14 protein-coding genes, 1 tRNA gene and 1 pseudogene are annotated in these 17,966 nt (G+C 36.0%); 10 read left to right on the top strand and 6 right to left on the bottom strand.

The window, feature by feature from the left end:
- Positions 1 to 15: 15 nt before the first annotated feature.
- Positions 16 to 1,090 (bottom strand): peptide chain release factor 2 gene (gene prfB / locus V7S79_RS06420; protein ID WP_459489734.1). Its coding sequence is split into 2 segments (ribosomal slippage): positions 16 to 1,029 and positions 1,031 to 1,090, totalling 1,074 coding nucleotides; the frame shifts between segments, so codons are not numbered across the junction.
- Between the two features lie 135 nt (positions 1,091 to 1,225).
- Here prfB and V7S79_RS06415 point away from each other — a divergent pair.
- Both V7S79_RS06415 and lpdA read left to right on the top strand, forming a co-directional pair.
- A complete protein-coding gene (locus V7S79_RS06415; RefSeq protein WP_459489733.1) occupies positions 1,226 to 1,576 on the top strand; it encodes a four helix bundle protein in 351 nt (116 codons plus the stop codon).
- Between the two features lie 167 nt (positions 1,577 to 1,743).
- Positions 1,744 to 3,138, top strand: coding sequence for a dihydrolipoyl dehydrogenase (gene lpdA, locus V7S79_RS06410; protein WP_459489732.1), 1,395 nt, complete (start codon positions 1,744 to 1,746; stop codon positions 3,136 to 3,138).
- Here lpdA and V7S79_RS06405 read toward each other — a convergent pair.
- From V7S79_RS06405 to V7S79_RS06395, 3 genes are all read right to left on the bottom strand, one after another.
- A complete protein-coding gene (locus tag V7S79_RS06405) occupies positions 3,133 to 3,759 on the bottom strand; it encodes a 3-keto-disaccharide hydrolase (protein ID WP_459489731.1) in 627 nt (208 codons plus the stop codon). The genes lpdA and V7S79_RS06405 overlap by 6 nt on opposite strands.
- A gap of 19 nt (positions 3,760 to 3,778) precedes the next feature.
- Positions 3,779 to 5,098 carry a Gfo/Idh/MocA family protein gene (locus tag V7S79_RS06400; RefSeq protein ID WP_459489730.1) on the bottom strand — a complete coding sequence of 440 codons (1,320 nt, stop codon included), beginning with the start codon at positions 5,096 to 5,098 and terminating at the stop codon, positions 3,779 to 3,781.
- 175 nt (positions 5,099 to 5,273) lie between these two features.
- Positions 5,274 to 5,364, bottom strand: a tRNA-Ser gene (locus V7S79_RS06395).
- Positions 5,365 to 5,543: 179 nt separating this feature from the next.
- On the opposite strand from V7S79_RS06395, the gene V7S79_RS06390 reads away from it, so the two are divergent.
- The 3 genes from V7S79_RS06390 to V7S79_RS06380 are packed head-to-tail and all read left to right on the top strand — an operon-like array spanning position 5,544 to position 8,810.
- Entirely contained in the window at positions 5,544 to 7,634 is a 2,091-nt protein-coding gene (locus V7S79_RS06390) for a nitrite reductase (RefSeq protein ID WP_459489729.1), read from the top strand.
- Positions 7,635 to 7,636: 2 nt separating this feature from the next.
- A complete protein-coding gene (gene cobA, locus V7S79_RS06385) occupies positions 7,637 to 8,434 on the top strand; it encodes a uroporphyrinogen-III C-methyltransferase (protein ID WP_459489728.1) in 798 nt (265 codons plus the stop codon).
- Positions 8,424 to 8,810 carry a RidA family protein gene (locus V7S79_RS06380; protein WP_459489727.1) on the top strand — a complete coding sequence of 129 codons (387 nt, stop codon included), beginning with the start codon at positions 8,424 to 8,426 and terminating at the stop codon, positions 8,808 to 8,810. The genes cobA and V7S79_RS06380 overlap by 11 nt, the downstream gene beginning before the upstream one ends.
- Positions 8,811 to 8,848: 38 nt before the next feature.
- On the opposite strand, the gene V7S79_RS06375 is transcribed toward V7S79_RS06380, so the two are convergent.
- Both V7S79_RS06375 and moaA read right to left on the bottom strand, forming a co-directional pair.
- Complete coding sequence (locus tag V7S79_RS06375; protein WP_459489726.1) at positions 8,849 to 9,817, bottom strand: bifunctional heptose 7-phosphate kinase/heptose 1-phosphate adenyltransferase; 969 nt, start codon at positions 9,815 to 9,817, stop codon at positions 8,849 to 8,851.
- A gap of 10 nt (positions 9,818 to 9,827) precedes the next feature.
- Positions 9,828 to 10,844, bottom strand: a complete 1,017-nt coding sequence (moaA, locus tag V7S79_RS06370) for a GTP 3',8-cyclase MoaA (protein WP_459489725.1) — start codon at positions 10,842 to 10,844, stop codon at positions 9,828 to 9,830.
- 48 nt (positions 10,845 to 10,892) lie between these two features.
- Here moaA and V7S79_RS06365 point away from each other — a divergent pair, with 48 nt between their 5' ends.
- The 5 genes and pseudogenes from V7S79_RS06365 to V7S79_RS06345 all read left to right on the top strand — a co-directional run.
- Positions 10,893 to 11,138 (top strand): MoaD/ThiS family protein, encoded by a 246-nt coding sequence (locus V7S79_RS06365; protein WP_459489724.1) that lies wholly within the window; start codon positions 10,893 to 10,895, stop codon positions 11,136 to 11,138.
- A 97-nt stretch (positions 11,139 to 11,235) separates the two neighbouring features.
- Entirely contained in the window at positions 11,236 to 13,128 is a 1,893-nt protein-coding gene (locus tag V7S79_RS06360; RefSeq protein WP_459489723.1) for an NADH-quinone oxidoreductase subunit 5 family protein, read from the top strand.
- Between the two features lie 25 nt (positions 13,129 to 13,153).
- Positions 13,154 to 14,812 carry a complex I subunit 4 family protein gene (locus tag V7S79_RS06355; RefSeq protein WP_459489722.1) on the top strand — a complete coding sequence of 553 codons (1,659 nt, stop codon included), beginning with the start codon at positions 13,154 to 13,156 and terminating at the stop codon, positions 14,810 to 14,812.
- Between the two features lie 29 nt (positions 14,813 to 14,841).
- The gene (locus V7S79_RS06350; RefSeq protein WP_459489721.1) at positions 14,842 to 15,738 is read left to right on the top strand and encodes a hydroxypyruvate isomerase family protein; all 897 of its coding nucleotides are present in this window, start codon (positions 14,842 to 14,844) and stop codon (positions 15,736 to 15,738) included.
- Between the two features lie 155 nt (positions 15,739 to 15,893).
- A pseudogene (locus V7S79_RS06345) lies at positions 15,894 to 17,966 on the top strand (hypothetical protein); the annotation flags it as partial.

Raw genomic sequence — 17,966 nt, 5'->3', positions numbered from 1 at the left:
TTTAGTATTAATTAATTAGTTTTCCATCAAATAGGCTTTGATAAACTCATTTATCTCGCCATCCAAAACCGCTTCCGTGTTAGATGTCTGATAATTAGTACGATGATCTTTCACTCGCCTATCATCTAATACATAACTTCTAATTTGGGAACCCCACTCTATTTTCTTTTTACCTGCCTCCACTTCAGCTCTAGCTGCATTTCTTTTATCGATTTCGATTTGATATAATTTCGACTTCAATAAACGCAAAGCCACTTCCTTGTTTTGCAACTGAGAACGTTCTTGTTGACAAGCAATGATAATTCCCGAAGGTCGGTGAGTTAACCGAACAGCGGTTTCTACTTTATTCACATTTTGCCCTCCAGCACCTCCTGAACGGAAAGTATCCCAGTCGATATCAGCAGGATTAATATCAATTTGTATGGAATCATCGGCCAATGGACAAACATAAACGGATGCGAAGGAAGTATGTCTTCGAGCATTGGAATCAAATGGAGAAATCCGAACTAAGCGGTGAACTCCATTTTCTGATTTTAAATTTCCATAAGCAAACTCTCCTTCTATTTCGATGGTTACGGACTTAATACCAGCCACATCTCCATCGTTTGAGTCGACCAATTTAACTTTAAAGTTATTTTTATCAGCCCACATTTTATACATTCGAAGCAACATATTTGCCCAATCTTGAGATTCAGTTCCTCCTGCTCCTGCATTGATTTCCAAAACAGCGCTCATATTATCACCCTCCTCGGACATCATTTTTCTGAATTCAAGTGAATCTAAAAGATGCTCTAACTTTTCACCCTCAGCATCCACTTCAGATTCAGTAGCCTCACCTAGTTCATAAAACTCCCAGATGGTTTCTAAATCTCCCATTCCTTCAGCTAGTCGATCAAAACCCTCCGTCCAAAAACGCAGGCTTCTTAATTCTCTTAGTGTCGTCTCTGCTTTTTCAGGTTTATTCCAAAATTCGGGATCAGATGTTACAGTTTCTAATTCAGAAATTAAATATTTTTTTTGATCGTAGTCAAAGATACCTCCTTAAAGCCTCTATTCTGGCTTTCAGGTCATTGAACCTGTCTTTTGTCATGATAAAAATTATGATTTATGATTTATGATTTATGAATTATAAGAAAGTTGATAATTAAATGATTTTCGCTTTCAAAATCAGCTATTCATATATTCAGTAACAAAGATAAACCTTAAATTAAGAAAAAATAAAAAAATGAAACCTAACCTAATCAAAGAAAAATCAATTGAATTTGCAGTAAAGACCTATGAGATTTGTCAACTTATAGAAAAAAAGAATTTTTTCGAAATCTCTAAGCAATTAAAACGATCTGGTACAAGCATTGGTGCTCAAATATTTGAATCCGAAAATGCAGAATCAAAAGCAGATTTCATTCATAAATTGAGTATATCCCAAAAAGAAGCAAATGAAACTATTTATTGGATAGAAATAATTAGAAGACTTTCATTTGTTGATCATACTATATTGAACGATTATAATGAAAAAGCATTGGAGTTGAAAAAATTATTAACAAGTATTTTGAAAACATTAAAATCAACTAAATAATAATGCAAAAATATTCACTCAAAATACATAATAAGCTTCCCAAAAATCATAAATCATAATTCATAATTCATAATTCATGACTCATAACCCATAATTCATAACTCATAATTCATAATTGCATAGGTTTTTTCGTAAATTGCACGCTAAATTAAAATAGCAAGCAAAAAATGGCGCAACAATACGATTTAATCGTCGTTGGCTCAGGACCAGGTGGTTATGTAGCCGCAATACGAGCTTCCCAATTAGGACTAAAATGTGCAGTAGTTGAAAAAGAATCTCTAGGAGGTATTTGCCTTAACTGGGGTTGTATTCCTACCAAAGCACTTTTGAAATCTGCACAAGTTTTTGAATATATCAAACACGCTTCTGATTACGGAATCAATGTTTCTGGAGCTGAAGCAGATTTTTCAGCAGTCATTGCACGTTCCCGTGGTGTGGCAGACAGCATGAGTAAGGGTGTTCAATTTTTGATGAAAAAAAATAAAATTGACGTAATCATGGGTACAGGTAAAGTATTACCTGGAAAAAAAGTACAAGTGACTGATGCTGAAGGAAAAGCAACTATTTATGATGGAAAAAACATCATGATTGCAACTGGAGCTAGAGCACGCGCCCTTCCTAATATTCCTATTGACGGAGAAAAAGTAATTGAATACCGCAAAGCAATGAGCCTTGCGAAAAGACCTGAATCGATGGTTATCATTGGATCTGGTGCTATCGGAGTTGAATTTGCTTACGTATATGCTGCCATGGGAACCAAGGTTACTATCGTAGAATTTCTACCAAACATCGTTCCAGTTGAAGATGAGGATGTTTCTAAGGAATTAGCCAAACAATACAAAAAAATGGGTATCGATATCTTGACTAATTCAAGTGTTGAATCAGTGGATACCAAAGGAAAAGGATGTAAAGTAAACATCAAAACTCCCAACGGTAATCAAGAAATCAATTGCGATATCGTCCTTTCTGCCGCTGGTGTTATTTCTAATTTAGAAAACATTGGTTTAGAAGAAGTAGGAATCATCGTTGACAAAGGTAAAATACCTGTCAATGCATGGTATGAAACCAATATTCCAGGTTACTTTGCGATTGGTGACGTAACTCCAGGTCCAGCTTTAGCACACGTAGCGAGTGCAGAAGGTATCATTTGTGTAGAGAAAATCGCAGGACATAAAACAGAAGCTTTAGACTATTCTAATATCCCGGGCTGTACTTATTGTACACCAGAAATTGCATCGGTTGGAATGACAGAGAAAAAAGCGAAAGAAGCTGGATATGATATTAAAGTAGGTAAATTTCCATTTGTTGCATCTGGAAAAGCAACAGCCGCTGGCGCAAGAGATGGTTTTGTTAAAGTAATCTACGACGCCAAATATGGTGAGCTTTTAGGTGCACACATGATTGGCTATAATGTTACTGAAATGATTGCTGAGGCAGTAGTAGTTCGTAAATTAGAAAGTACAGCTTACGAAATCATGAAATCTGTTCACCCTCACCCAACCATTTCGGAAGCCTTTAAAGGGGCTACCGAAGCGGCTTATGGTGAAGCAGTCGACTTATAATAGTCTTACTTGTATCTGTTGATACATAATTTTACTTTTGGGATCATGCGCTTGAATAGCGATGGTCCCATTTTTTATTAGACGTAATTCTTGACCTTTATTTCTCAAAGGTTTTTCAGGTTGCGTATAATCTACAACCGTGATTCCGTTTAATTTGGTGGTAATACGATTTCCTTTTACCGTAACAATCATATCATACCATTCGTTGTCTTTCACATAAACCTCCGCACAGTCAACAATATTGTATAAACTAGCTGATCTTCTCCAATCTGTATGTGAATTATTTACTTGTATTTCATATCCTTGTTTCGGCCAATCATTTGGCAAAAATTCTGTATGAACATACACTCCTGAATTTGCTCCTGGAAAAGTCATAATTTTAGCATGGACTTCAAAATCCTTAAAATCATGCTTGTTGAAATCTCCATCATAAAACAAATGTGCACGAGGTCCTTCAACAATTAGATTGCCATCTTCTACACGAAATGATTGGGGACTTTCACTGACTTTCCAACCATCTAAATTTTTACCATTAAATAAATCAACCCATTTGCCTTTTTGCGCAAATGCAACTTGAGAAACAACCGCAAACAAAGCGATTAACATTATTTTTTTGTTCATAATTATAGATTTTATTTGTTTAAACTTTCCACTCTTTATTCATTTTTCTACCTAATAATGCATTAGCTTCTGCATCCTTTGCAAATACCTCCTTCTTAGGATCCCAATTTAAATTGCGATTCAATTCGTAAGCGATATTTCCCAAATTACAAACTGAAGCAGTTCTGTGCCCAATTTCTACATCACAAATAGGCTTATTTCTATTTTTGATTGCATCTAAAAAATCATTGTAATGATTTTCACTTTTGTACACATGTTTCTCGTTGGCACCAATCACCCGATCTTTTAGACTCGGATTCGAAGTTTCCAATTTTTTTCTAGCAATTCGAAGCGTTCCTTCTGTTCCAACAAATTCAACACCACTATTCCATTCCCAAGTCTGATGCGTCATGGTAATACCATTGGCATAAGTATAGGTCAAATAAGGAATGTTTGATCCATTCGGCACTTCAATTTTTACAGGTCCCGAATGATCCATATCCAAGGCCCATTGAACAATATCAAACATATGAGCCCCCCAATCGGTCATTCCGCCACCTCCAAATTCTTTGTATTTACGCCAATTTGGAAAAACATCCTTGCTAATGGGAGGCGCTAATTCTGAATTAAATCCAACAGCCGCATTGGGTCCTAACCATTTTTCAAAATCCAATCCATCAGGGATGGGCTCCGAAGGTAAATTGTATTTTTCAGGAGGTGGGCCAACATTCACCTTAATGCTTTTCACTTCCCCAATGTATCCATTTCGTATAAGTTCAACTGCTTGTCTAAATTCAGGCCATGACCTTTGCATACTTCCTGTTTGAAAAACTCGATCATGTTTTCTCGCTGCGTTCACCATCGCACGACCTTCCTTAACTGTTAAGGATAAAGGTTTTTCACAATAAATGTCTTTACCCGCCTCCGCTGCTCGAACGGCCATGGCAGCATGCCAATGATCTGGAGTGGCAATTACCACGGCATCAATACTTTTATTGACTAATAATTCCCTAAAATCTAGGTAATTTTTCAAGTCTGGAGCCGCGCCCCATTTTTCATTTTTGGAATATAATTCCTTCACACGATTGGTGAATAAATCAGCCTTGGCTTGATATACTTCACTGATTCCCGCCAAATGAATTCGCTCAGTAGATAAAAAGGAATTAACCAAACCTCTACCTTGTTTACCCGTCCCAATAAATCCGAGATTAATTTTATCACTTGGTGCCAAATAAGATATTCCATTGGCACTTTTACCTCCTAAAACATGACGAGGCAAAATAATAATTGAACCAAGAGCCAAACCAGCTTTGGACAAAAATGCCCGCCTGCTAGCTTGCTCAGAAGCTGTTTTTTTCATTTTAAATAGGTTTAACGAATGTAAATGTAAAAATTTCTTGGAATAATTATGCTTTTAAGGCAGAAACTTTTATGAGGTAGGATGTATGATGTAAGATGTATGATGTATGATGTATGAGGTAATAGGATTTTCTCTTTTCTCTTTTCTCTCTCCTCTTTTCTCTCTTCAAGAAAATTGGTAGAGGGGAAGGGATTCGAACCCTCGGTAAGCTTGAGACCTACACACGCTTTCCAAGCGTGCTCCTTAAACCACTCGGACACCCCTCTAAATTGAGTTTGCAAAGCTAATGAATATTTCATATTTAATAAATAAAAAAATCTTGATATTCATTCCATTAAAAAATATTTAAAATCGATTATCATTATTCTTTGTCAATAAAATGTATTTTAGTAATTTTGGATAAAATCTATATATTATATAGACTAGTAGTACTAAATATTGTAATATGCAAAGTTTCCGTTCTGAGATAGAAAATCCAATTGTTGAAAAAGACATCATTGATTTAGCCAACAAAATTGCTCAATTTAAAGCAGGCGAAATTCATGAAGAAAAGTTCAGAAGCCTTCGATTGGCTCGTGGTGTTTATGGACAACGCCAACAAGGAGTTCAAATGGTTCGTATTAAACTTCCTTATGGAAAGATAAAATTCAACCAATGGAGAAGAATTGCCGACATTTCAGATGAATATTCCATCGGAAATTTGCACTTAACAACTCGTCAAGACGTACAAATACATTTTGTCTCTTTAGATCGTACTCCAGAACTTTGGGCAGAATTGGAAAAAGATGATATCACTTTGCGCGAAGCTTGTGGAAATACAGTAAGAAATATTACTGCCTCACCTACCTCAGGTATTGATCCAAATGAGGTATTTGATGTGAGTCCACACGCAGATGCAGCCTTTAGATATTTCTTGAGAAACCCAATTTGCCAAGAAATGGGAAGAAAAATCAAGATTTCTTTCTCAAACACGGAAGAAGATACATCATTGGCATATTTGCATGATTTAGGCTTTATCCCAAAAATACAAGACGGTAAAAAAGGATTTAGAGTGGTAGTAGGTGGTGGACTAGGTGCTCAACCGATGCTCGCGAAAGTAGCCTTTGAATTTTTGGAAGAAAACAAAATCATTCCTTATATCGAATCTATTTTAAGAGTTTTTGATCGACATGGTGAAAGAAATTCTCGCCATAAAGCAAGAATGAAATTCTTAATTCAAAAAATTGGATTCGAAGAGTTTGTCAATCTTGTTGAAGCGGAAGTAAAAGCTTTAAAATTACATACGTTCGAGATTGACGACGCTTCTAAATGGGAGGTTGAGGTTCCTACAAAACTATCCGAATTAAAAGCAGAAGATTCTCCTGCTTATGCAACTTGGTTAGCGACAAATACTTTTGAACAAAAACAAAAAGGACTGCATGCGGTGTATGTAAGAATTTTGAATGGTAATATTTCAAGTGATACATCTAGAAGTTTAATCCAAAAACTGGAAGGATATATTGGCAACGATATACGTATTACGATTAACCAAGGGATGATGTTGAAACATGTTCCTACACAAAATTTACCTTATGTTTTTGAAGTACTAAACGCACATAATTTAGCGGCTCCTGGCGCTAATTCTGTAGCAAATATTACTGCATGTCCAGGTACCGACACATGTAATTTAGCTATTTCCGATTCTACGAATATAACTTCCAAATTGGAAGAAGTGATTTCCCAAGATTTTCCTGATTTGATTTTCGATAATGAAATTAAAATCAAAATTTCAGGTTGCATGAATTCTTGTGGACAACATGGAATGGCGTCTATTGGATTCCATGGCTCTTCATTAAAAGCCCCAGACAAACGTGTTTTACCTGCATTGCAAGTATTATTGGGTGGTGCTACTTTAGGAAATGGCGAAGGAAGAATTGCTGATAAAGTCATCAAAGTTCCTTCAAAACGTGGCCCCGAAGTATTGCGTGTCATCTTAAATAATTTTGAAGAAAATTCGACAGAAGGAGAATATTTCCACCAATATTATGATCGACAAGGTGAAAAATATTTTTATAATTTATTGAAACCTATCGCAGATTTGCAAGACCTAAAAGAGGATGAATTCATCGACTGGGGTGCAGCAGATGCCTTTTTCACTGAAATCGGTGTTGGAGAATGTGCAGGCGTAATGATCGATTTAGTAGCAACTTTATTATTTGAATCTGAGGAAAAATATACTTGGTGCCAAGGTGCATTGGATGACAAAAGATGGTCTGATGCCATTTATCACGCATATAGTGTGTTAGTATCATCGGCCAAAGCTTTACTTTTAGATAAAAGTGTTACGGTTTCGAATCAGATGGCGGTGATTAATCGTTTTGATGAAAATTTCGTTCAAACGGGAGAATTCGCTGTTTCAAAGGAAACTTTTGCCAATTTGGTCTTACAAATAAACCAAAATGAGCCAAGCGAGGAATTTGCAAAATCATATGCCAAAGAAGCATTTGACTTTTTACAAAATGCCATTCAATACAGACAAAAATTAGCTACCGTATAACAATGATTACTAATTTAAGCAGATTTAAAGGATTAGAACCCCAGCCTAGATTAACGGTAGTGGGAGCAGGACCAGGTGATCCAGAATTAATTACCTTGAAAGCAATCAAGGCTTTAGAAAGTGCGCACGTTATTTTATATGATGCATTAGTTGACTCTTCCCTTTTGGAATATGCAAAACCAAATGCAGAAAAAATATTTGTAGGAAAAAGACCTGGCGAAAGCCATTCTCAAGATAAAATCAATCAACTCATCGTAGAGAAGGCCTATGCTCTTGGACATGTTGTTCGATTAAAAGGCGGCGATCCATTTGTGTTTGGACGTGGCCAAGAAGAGATAGAATTTGCCCAACAATTTGGAATCATCACTTCTTATGTTCCTGGAATTAGCTCATCATATGCAGCAGCAGGTGCGGCGGATATTCCACTAACGATGCGTGGTATCAACGAAAGTTTTTGGGTAATGACGGGAACAAAGTCAGATGGAAGTTTAAGTAATGACTTAAAATTAGCCCTTCAATCTACAGCAACAATTGTTATTTTGATGGGAATGCACCGCTTGGCTGAAATTTCTCAGATTTGTAAAGATTTTGGGAAAGGCGATATTTCTGCGGCGATTGTTCAAAATGGAACGATGGCTAATCAAAAATTAGGCATTGGATTTGCCTCTGAACTTGATAAAATCGCTCAAAAAAACGAACTTCGCAATCCGGCTGTGATTGTCATAGGAGAAGTAGTGAAGCAAGCGAAGCCTGAATTGTGGGAAATCGTAAACAATTATCAAAAAAATAATGTCAAATAGATTAAATATTTCAAGTGGATCCCCCTTTGAGGATACTTTCGGATACTGCAGAGCGGTAAGAACAGGGAATTTGTTAGAAATTTCAGGAACAGTAGCCTTAATTGATGGTGAAAAAGTAGGTGCAGATGATTTTTATGCACAAACTTATAATATCATAGAAAGAATTGCGGTAGTTTTAGAAGAAGCAGGTTCATCGATCAATGATGTTGTAAGAACAAGAATTTTCACAACGGATATTTCTAAAAATCTTGACATAGCAAAAGCACATGCTCATTTTTTTGGTCAAGTAAAACCAACCACAGGTATCTATGAAATTTCAGCTTTAATAGCTCCGCAATACAAAGTTGAAATTGAATTTACCGCTTGGGTAAACTAAAAATAATACATGACAAATGGCGAACATTGTTTCGCCATTTATAATTTAGAAGCTTCCTTCTTCAACAGTTCTTTATCAATCGGAACAACTCCCAAAGATTCACACACCAAACCACCACCTAGATTTGCTAATTCGGCAATTTCTTTAGGGCTTAACCCCAATGATAAGGCACAAGCTGCAATTGAAATAACAGTATCCCCCGCCCCAGAAACATCTGCGATTTGACGAATATGAGCAGGGATTTGCACTTGTTGATCATGAAAATCCATAAAAACACCTTTTTCTGACAATGTCACGAATAAGCCTTCAAATTTTTGTGCATTTTTAAAGTCACGAACCGTCTTCTTTAAATTTTCTCCTTCAAAATCTTCGGAAGACAATCCTAAACCATCCCTCAATTCGTGTAAGTTGGGTTTAAATAAAGTAGCGCCTTGATAAGCGAAAAAATTCTTCTTTTTAGGATCAACAACTGTTGGGATATTGGCTTTTTGAGCCAATGAAATAATGGACTGAATCAAACTTCCGCTCAAAACGCCTTTGTCATAATCTTCAAAAATAATTACATCGATTTCTGGTAACAATCCCTTTACTTTTTCTAATAAAGCTGATGTAGATTCACTTGAAATAGCTTTTTCTGTCTCCGTATCGATTCGTAATAATTGTTGAGACCCTGCAATAATTCTTTCTTTTACAGTGGTTGAACGGCCCTTTTCCACATGAAGACCTTTTGAGGACAATCCTTCTGATTCAAAAAGATTTTTCAATTGAACTCCCGCTTCATCATCCCCTAAAACTGAAACCATAAATGGTTTAGCCCCCAAGCTAGCGATATTCATCACCACATTTCCAGCACCACCTAAACGAGATTCTCTTTTTATGGCATTCACCACAGGCACAGGTGCTTCTGGCGAAATTCTACTCACTTTTCCCCAAGTATAGGCGTCAATCATTAGATCGCCGATTACAAGGACTTTTAAATCATTTATTTTATCAAAAAAATCAGTCATTATATTCATATTAACCTCCAATCGTAGTCATAGACTCCTGAATAACATTTTTTCTATTTTTTTCAGCTTCAAATCCATCCAAAGGTCTTACTTGATGTAAGTCAAACAAGGATTTTTTAATATCATGATCGCTCGCATTTTCTCGTAACAAGGTTTTAAGATCAAAAACGCCATCGTCATACAAACAAGTTTTCACCTCCCCTTTGGCAGTAATTCTTAATCGATTACAAGTACCACAAAAAGTTCTACTGAAGGCAGCAATCACCCCAATATTCCCTAAAAATTCAGGGATTTGATAATTCATTGCAGTATCACCATATTTTACCTCTAAAGGTTTCAAGTTGGGATACGTTTCTTTAATATGCTCGATGATTTTAATAAAATCCCATTTCAATTGAGGTGCATTTTGACCCAAACCATTGAAAGGCATTTCCTCGATAAATCGAACGGAAACAGGATGTTTTTCGGTAAAAGACGCCAAAGCCAAAATATCTTGATCGTTCTTACCATCCATGACAACCGCATTGATTTTCACCTGCATATTAGCTTCAATCAAAGCCATCAAACTATGGTAAACAACATCAAAATCGTCTCTTCTGGTAATTTGTTTGAAGCGTTCTCTATCTAGGGAATCCAAACTTAAATTGATTGACCGGATACCCAATCGAATTAAGTCTGGCAATTTTTTTTCTAACAAAACACCATTGCTCGTCATACAAATTTCTAAATCGGGCAACTGGGATATTTCTTCTAAAAATTCCATTAAACCATTTCGAACAAAGGGTTCACCGCCTGTAATTCTTACTTTTCGGATTCCCATTCGGTTCAATAAAACGACCAAACGAGTCATTTCTTCCCAAGTCAGCAATTCCTTCTCTGGCATATACTTCACACCTTCTGATGGCATGCAATAAAAACAGCGTAAATTACAACGATCTGTTACTGCCAAACGCAAATAGCTAATTTCTCGACCATGATTATCGACAAGTTGAGAAGGCAAAAAGTTAGCGTTTTGAATATTATCCAATATATTTGCGAAACAAGATAACAAAGGTACAAAATTGCCTCCAATCAAATGCCTACTTATAAAATTCTCCTTTTTGGAATTACCAGAGATTTATTACAACAAAAAGAAATCCTTTTTGAAATGGATCAAAAATCAACTGCTTTGGAATTACTTACCGCAGTAAAAAATCACTATAGTTCTTTGAACGACCTACCTTCTTTGCGTATCGCTGTTGAGCAACATTTTCCTGAAAACGACTTCTTGATTGAAGAAAACATGGAAATCGCCTTAATTCCACCCGTGAGCGGTGGTTAAAACGAAAAACAAGCGATCAAATAAGCCTATATTAATCGTGGAATTTAAGATTTCTATCATTTAAACCTTATATTTGTAAATTAAATCGAGCAACCCTATGGGATTACCTTTCTTATTTTCTTTGCTTATCCTAACACCTTGGATATCAGCATTGTTAATAGGATTAATCCCCAAAAAATGGAAAGATTTTGCTCCAAATTTCTCGATCTTTTTTTCGGCAATTAATTTCATTCTAGCCATCAGTTTGGTTCTTTTTTTACAAGGCCAAATTGCGAGAGCAAGTTTCCCCTGGTTCACGGTAGGAGGGCATTTATACAAAGCAAGCTTTTTTATCGACTCCTCGGCTCAAATAATGGCACTTTTAGTGACAATAGTAGGTTTTTTGGTCCAAGTATTTTCTAAATCCTATTTAAAAAAAGAAGCTAACATTGCACGATATTACCTTTACTTACACCTATTTGTTGGGGCAATGCTTGGATTAGTTTTAACTGATCAAATAGCCATTTTTTATGCCTCTTGGGAATTGGTTGGCGCATGTTCTTTTTTATTAATTAGCTTTTGGCATCAAAAAGACAAAGCCAATAAAGCGGCAAAAAAAGCTTTTTTACTCAACCGATTAGGAGACATTGGCCTATTGATTGGCTTTTTTGCTTTATTTGTCCATTTTAAAAGCGACCGATTCTCAGACATGAATGTCGGTCTGATGGGACCGGCACCCTTTTACATAGGAATTGCTTTATTGGCAGGCGGAATTGGAAAATCAGCTCAATTTCCTTTGATGTCGTGGTTACCTGATGCCATGGAAGGACCAACACCTGCATCTGCATTGATTCACGCAGCTACCATGGTTACGGCAGGTGTATTTCTTGGCATTCGAATTTTTCCTTTGATGGGAGAAGAAACCCATTTGTTCATGGCAGCTATTGGAGCTGTTTCATTGGTAGCTGGTGCGGCATTTGCTTTGTTTCAAAATGACATCAAAAAAACATTGGCGTATTCAACGATATCCCAAATTGGATTGATGTGGATGGGAATGGGAAGTGGCGTTTCCATGTTGCATTTAGTTGTTCATGGAATTTTCAAAGCTGGATTATTTCTATCAGCAGGATATGTCATTCACTTTTTGCATCATCAAAAATCGAGCAAACATTTAGATGCACAGAGTTTAAACCAAATGGGTGGCTTGAGAAAATGGATGCCATTGAATGCCTTGGCTTATCTAATTTTTGCATTGGGTTTAATGGGCGTTCCATTTACAGCTGGTTTTTATTCCAAAGAGAATTTAGCTGGCTATTTGATTGAATACAGCCAATTAAGTGTTTATTCAACTATTTACATCGGATTATTGATAGCATTGGGAATCGGAATGTTGTTGAGTTCTTGGTACATCAGTCGTCAATTTTATTTGATTTTCTTGGGTCAAAACCGAAATAATTTAGTTTTTGAAAAAGTTAAAACAGATTATATTCAGATTGTACCTGTGTTAATATTGGCTGTATTGAGTCTATTCATTTGGATCAGTTTGAATCCTTTTGAAATACATCAATCAAGCCTTTTAACGTATTTCCAAATAATTACTCATCATCCACCTAATTATTGGTTACTTATCACAGGATTTACTTGGTTAGCGGGAATTGGATTGACATTTTTGACTCGAAATATGATTCCGCAAGGAAATTATCAGTTTATGCCAAATTTTTGGCCAAAAATGTATTCCATCATATTTTTCAAGAGCAAATTAATTCATCTATTTGAAGTAAAAATTCTAGATCGACTAATTAATTACTTCGCTGAAATACAGGTAATTATCGCACACATTTCGGCATGGTTTGACCAACAAGTTGTGGATGGAGTATTGGTTAATTTGACGTCAAAACTTAGTCAAACCATCGCCTCTTACTCAAATAAGTGGCAATCTGGGAAAGTGAAATCCTATTGGATTCTAGTGTTTATTACTTTCGGAATATTTTTGATTTACTTTTTGATTTAATTTTAACCGAATAATCGGATTATATATGTCAGCATTTCCAGTTTTATCTTTTTTAATTCTAATCCCACTCATTGGTTCATTACTGATAGCTAGTGGAAAAATGGGGGCTCAGGTTCAAAAAATAACCACAATTGTATCTGGCATTCAATTGGCACTCATAGCTTATGTATATTCCATTTACGATTTTTCAAATCCCAATTTTCAATTGGCAGAAGCGTATCAGTGGATTCGTTTAGATTTGGGTAATTTCGGGAAATTCCATGTCAATTATTCATTAGGAATAGATGGATTAAGTCTTGGATTAATCATATTAACAGGATTCATCAGTTTTATCGCCGTAATAAATTCGCATGTAATCAAGGAGAAATTAAATGGGTATTTTTCATTGGTTTTATTATTGAATGCATCAATTATTGGCTGCTTTTTGGCAAAAGACCTTTTACTTTTCTATGTGTTTTTCGAATTCATGTTACTACCTATGTATTTTTTAATTGGTATTTGGGGAGGACCAAGAAAAAACTATGCTTCATTAAAATTCTTTATTTACACGCTTGTTGGGTCACTATTTATCTTAATCGTAATGCTTGGTATGGGAATTGCCTATATAGATCCATACGAAACTGCCATCAATATAGGGTTAATTTCTGAGGGTCAAAATTTCGATCTTTCAGGTTTGAATGCCATTCAAAATGCGATAGCCAATCAAGAAATTCCAGCACAACAAATCATTCATAGTTTTGATATTCAAGCATTGAGAGATCCGAAAAATTGTCAAATTGGAAGTATCCTTCATCCAAATTCAGGATGGGTTTTGGCAGAACACAGTGCAAGATTTTGGAGTTTTTGGTTACTATTTATCGGATTTGCTATTAAACTTCCTTTGGTGCCATTACATACTTGGCTTCCTGATGCCCACGTTGAAGCCCCCACTCCTATCTCTGTTATTTTAGCGGGAATATTATTAAAAATTGGCGCATACGGATGGTTAAGAATTTGTTTTCCTTTTTTTACCACAGAGTCGCTTGAAAATGCCGACATTTTAGCCGCCTTAGGTGCCATCTCCATTTTATACGGAGCATATAATGCTCTAGCGATGAAAGATCTCAAAAAGCTTGTTGCGTATTCTTCCATTTCTCACATGGGTTTCGTATTAATTGGAATAGCTTCGTTTACAACTGAAGGGGTTCAAGGCGCGATTTTTCAATCATTATCCCATGGAATTTTATCCGCTTTACTATTTTTATTGGTAGGTGTCATTTATGACAGAACGGGCAATAGAAATATTGACAGTTACAGCGGTTTAGCTAATAAGATGCCGAAATTCACCTTAATATCAGGAATCGCTATTTTTGCTTCATTGGGATTACCCGGATTCTCAGGTTTTATTGGAGAATTTTTTAGTTTGATGGGAGGATTCACCAGTAAACACATTCATGCAACTTGGGCCGTACTTGGATCAATAGGTATTTTATTGGGTGCTGGATATCTATTATGGACCTTCCAAAAAATCTATTTGGGCAAAACATATTTGAAAAATAATGCTTGGCAAATGACTGATTTGACAAAATTAGAAATAGCAAGTTTATATTCATTAGGAATTTTAAGTATCTTGTTTGGGATTTATCCAAATTTAATATTTAGAATCAGTGAATTATTTACAGTGAATTTTGTAAGTATATTTTAATAAATTAGACAAAATCTAAACCTAAAATTATGAAAAGCAATTTCTCTAGAAGAGATATTTTAAAGAACTCTATGGGTTTGGCATCAATTGGGATGTTAAATACCAACATGGAAAAAAGATTTCTTGAATCTGACCGCCAAGTAGGTGTGGATCTTAAAGGAAAGGTCAATCATTCAGCCTGTAGATGGTGTTATGATAAAATTCCATTTGAAGAATTAGTCGTAAACGCAAAAAAAATCGGTTTGCAATCTATTGAATTAACAGGTCCAGAGGAATGGGATATTTTGAAAAAACACGATATGACTGCAGCTATCGGTTGGGGCAAATACCCAGAAGGAATGGGCTTAACGAACTTTTTCAATAAGGTCAAAAATCATGATCAACTTGTTCAATTCTATGAAGATTTAATTCCAAGAGCAGCTAAGGCTGGCGTAAAAAATTTAATCACATTTTCAGGAAATAGAAATGGGATTAGCGATGAACAAGGATTAATCAATTGTAAAGTTGGTCTTCAGCGAATCATGAAAACAGCTGAAAAACACGATGTCACCATCTCCATGGAATTGCTGAATTCAAAGGTTAATCACAAAGATTATCAAGCAGATCATACAGAATGGGGTTCGGTTTTGTGTGAAATGGTAGGTTCTGATAAATTCAAATTGCTTTATGATATTTATCACATGCAAATTATGGAAGGTGATGTAATTGCAACCATCAAAAAGAATTATCAATATATTTCGCATTATCATACGGGTGGTGTACCGGGTCGTCATGAAATTGATGAAACGCAAGAATTAAATTACGCAGCAATCATCAAAGCGATTTATGATACAGGCTACAAAGGCTTTATTGGACAAGAATTCATTCCTGCGAAAGAAGACAAAATGGCCTCTTTAGAGCAAGCAGTTAAAATTTGTGACATTTAACAAGGAATTGATAATTTGACAAAACACTGACAATCAAATAGTTAATTATTGATTTTATCAGTTTATTTATAATAAATCAAAAAGCCATTTTAATGGCTTTTTTGATTTAAAAACATTGTATTATTTCGGGCATACATTTAAAATACCTGCCCACCATGAAATCATACCTAACCATATACGCATTTTTTATAATAAGCTCAATATGCAGCTTTGTTTCAAAAGCACAATGTCCTGAGATTTCCAAGCAACCTATTAGTCAAACCGATTGCGAAGGAAACAGTATTCGAATGCTGGTTGAAAGCAATGGAACCAACTTTCAATGGGAAAAGAAGAGACCGAATGATACTGATTTTAAAGCCATTTCGGGAGCAACTACAACCAATCTTCAAATCTACCCTACAGGTGGCCTAGAACATCCAACAGGAACACTGTACCGAGTGAAGGTACTCTCAAAAACCTGTGAAGTCACCTCTGAATCAGCTTCTATCACGCTTAATTCCATCGAGTCGATCTTGAATCCACTTATCTGTGAAAGATCTTCCAATAGCCTTAAAGCAATTATTCCTAATTCCATTCAAGGCAATATTAAAAGTTATCAGTGGACAAGATCAATCAATGGAGGTCCATTTCAAGATTTGATGGAAGATGATACTTTTGCTGGAACAAATAGTAATGAGTTAGTCATAAAAAATGCTCCTGTTTCCATTGATGCACAAAAAATCAAAGTTAGAATTGAATTTCAAGTAAGCGGTAACAATGATAATGAAGGTTCTTTACTCAACTTGAATCAGACAGCAACTTGCCCAAGAACCAGTAATGAAGTAAGTATTCAAATCAAAACATCCCCTATTCCAACTCATAGTACACCCCTTTTTAAAGGCTGTGTGAATAGCCCGATTAGTGTCACATCCAATGGATGTTACCCTTATACTACATTTTGGTATAACTCAAATGGAAATAAAATTGCAGAAGGTGCCAAATATATTTACACTCCATCCGACCTAAATTCTAATTCATTTAAAGCAAGTTGTTTCAAAAATGGTTGTGAAAGTTTAAAAAGTGCGGGTACCAGTGCACAAGGATTTAACATTCCAGCGGCTCCTCAAAATGCAGGAACGCCTTTAATCATCAAAAGTGGATCCAATCTTACTTTTAAAGCAAGCGGTGGGACAAATAATATTTGGTATCTAAATGAAAATGATGCCAATTATATCAGTACGGCAACAAGTATTACAGTTAAAAACGTAATCAATGAGGCGAATGATGATATGTTCATTTCAAGGTGGGTTTCTCAAAAAATAAATGAATGCGAAGGACCTAGAGCTAAAATTGAAGTACTAATTCCTGCCAAATTAATTGCTGATGCAGGTCAAAATTCAACTCTAAAAGGAAATGAATTATACTCAACTGCTACTTTCACTACTGCTCAAAAAGGTGTTCCTCCATATCAATATTTTTGGACCTCTTCAGCACCAATTGATTTCCCAAATTCTTCGAATCCAAACATTGGACCATTTACTAGCTCTGGATTTATCAAATTAACAGTCATTGATAGCCAAAATTCAATTGCAGAAGATATTACAGATATAATTTGGGAAAAGGTTGAACCGATAAAAGTGGTAAGTCCTGTTCCTGCAATTCCAGCACTTGTGGATTCTGTTGTTAACAAACCTGCGGAAACTGAACCGATAGCGATTGTTAATCCTGCCCCTGCAATTCCAGCACCTGTGGATTCCGTTGCTAACAAACCTGCGGTCGTTGAACCTGTCGTCATTGTTAACCCTGTCCCTACAATACCTGCACCTGTAGATTCTGTTGTTAACAAACCTGCAGTCGTTGAACCTGTAGCCATAGTTAACCCTGAACCTGCTATTGCTGCACCTGTAGATTCCGTTGCTAACAAACCTGCGGTCCTTGAACCTGTTGTCATTAATAATCCTATTCCAGCTATTCCTGTACCTGTGGATTCAGTTGTTAACAAACCAACTATCGTTGAACCTGTTGTCATTGTTAATCCTGTCCCTGCAATTCCTGCACCTGTAGATTCTGTTGCAAATAAACCTGCTGTAAGTGAACCGATAGCGATTGTTAATCCTGTCCCTGTAATTCCTGTACCTGTAGATTCCGTTGCTAACAAACCAGCTGTTGTTGAACCTGTAGTTATTTTTAATCCAGTTCCTTCAATTCCTGCTCCCGTGGATTCAGTTGCTAACAAACCAACTGTCGTC

Source organism: Aquirufa sp. ROCK-SH2 (assembly GCF_054558315.1).
Note: the sequence above shows the minus strand (reverse complement) of the source record. Positions and strands in the feature narration are given on the sequence as shown.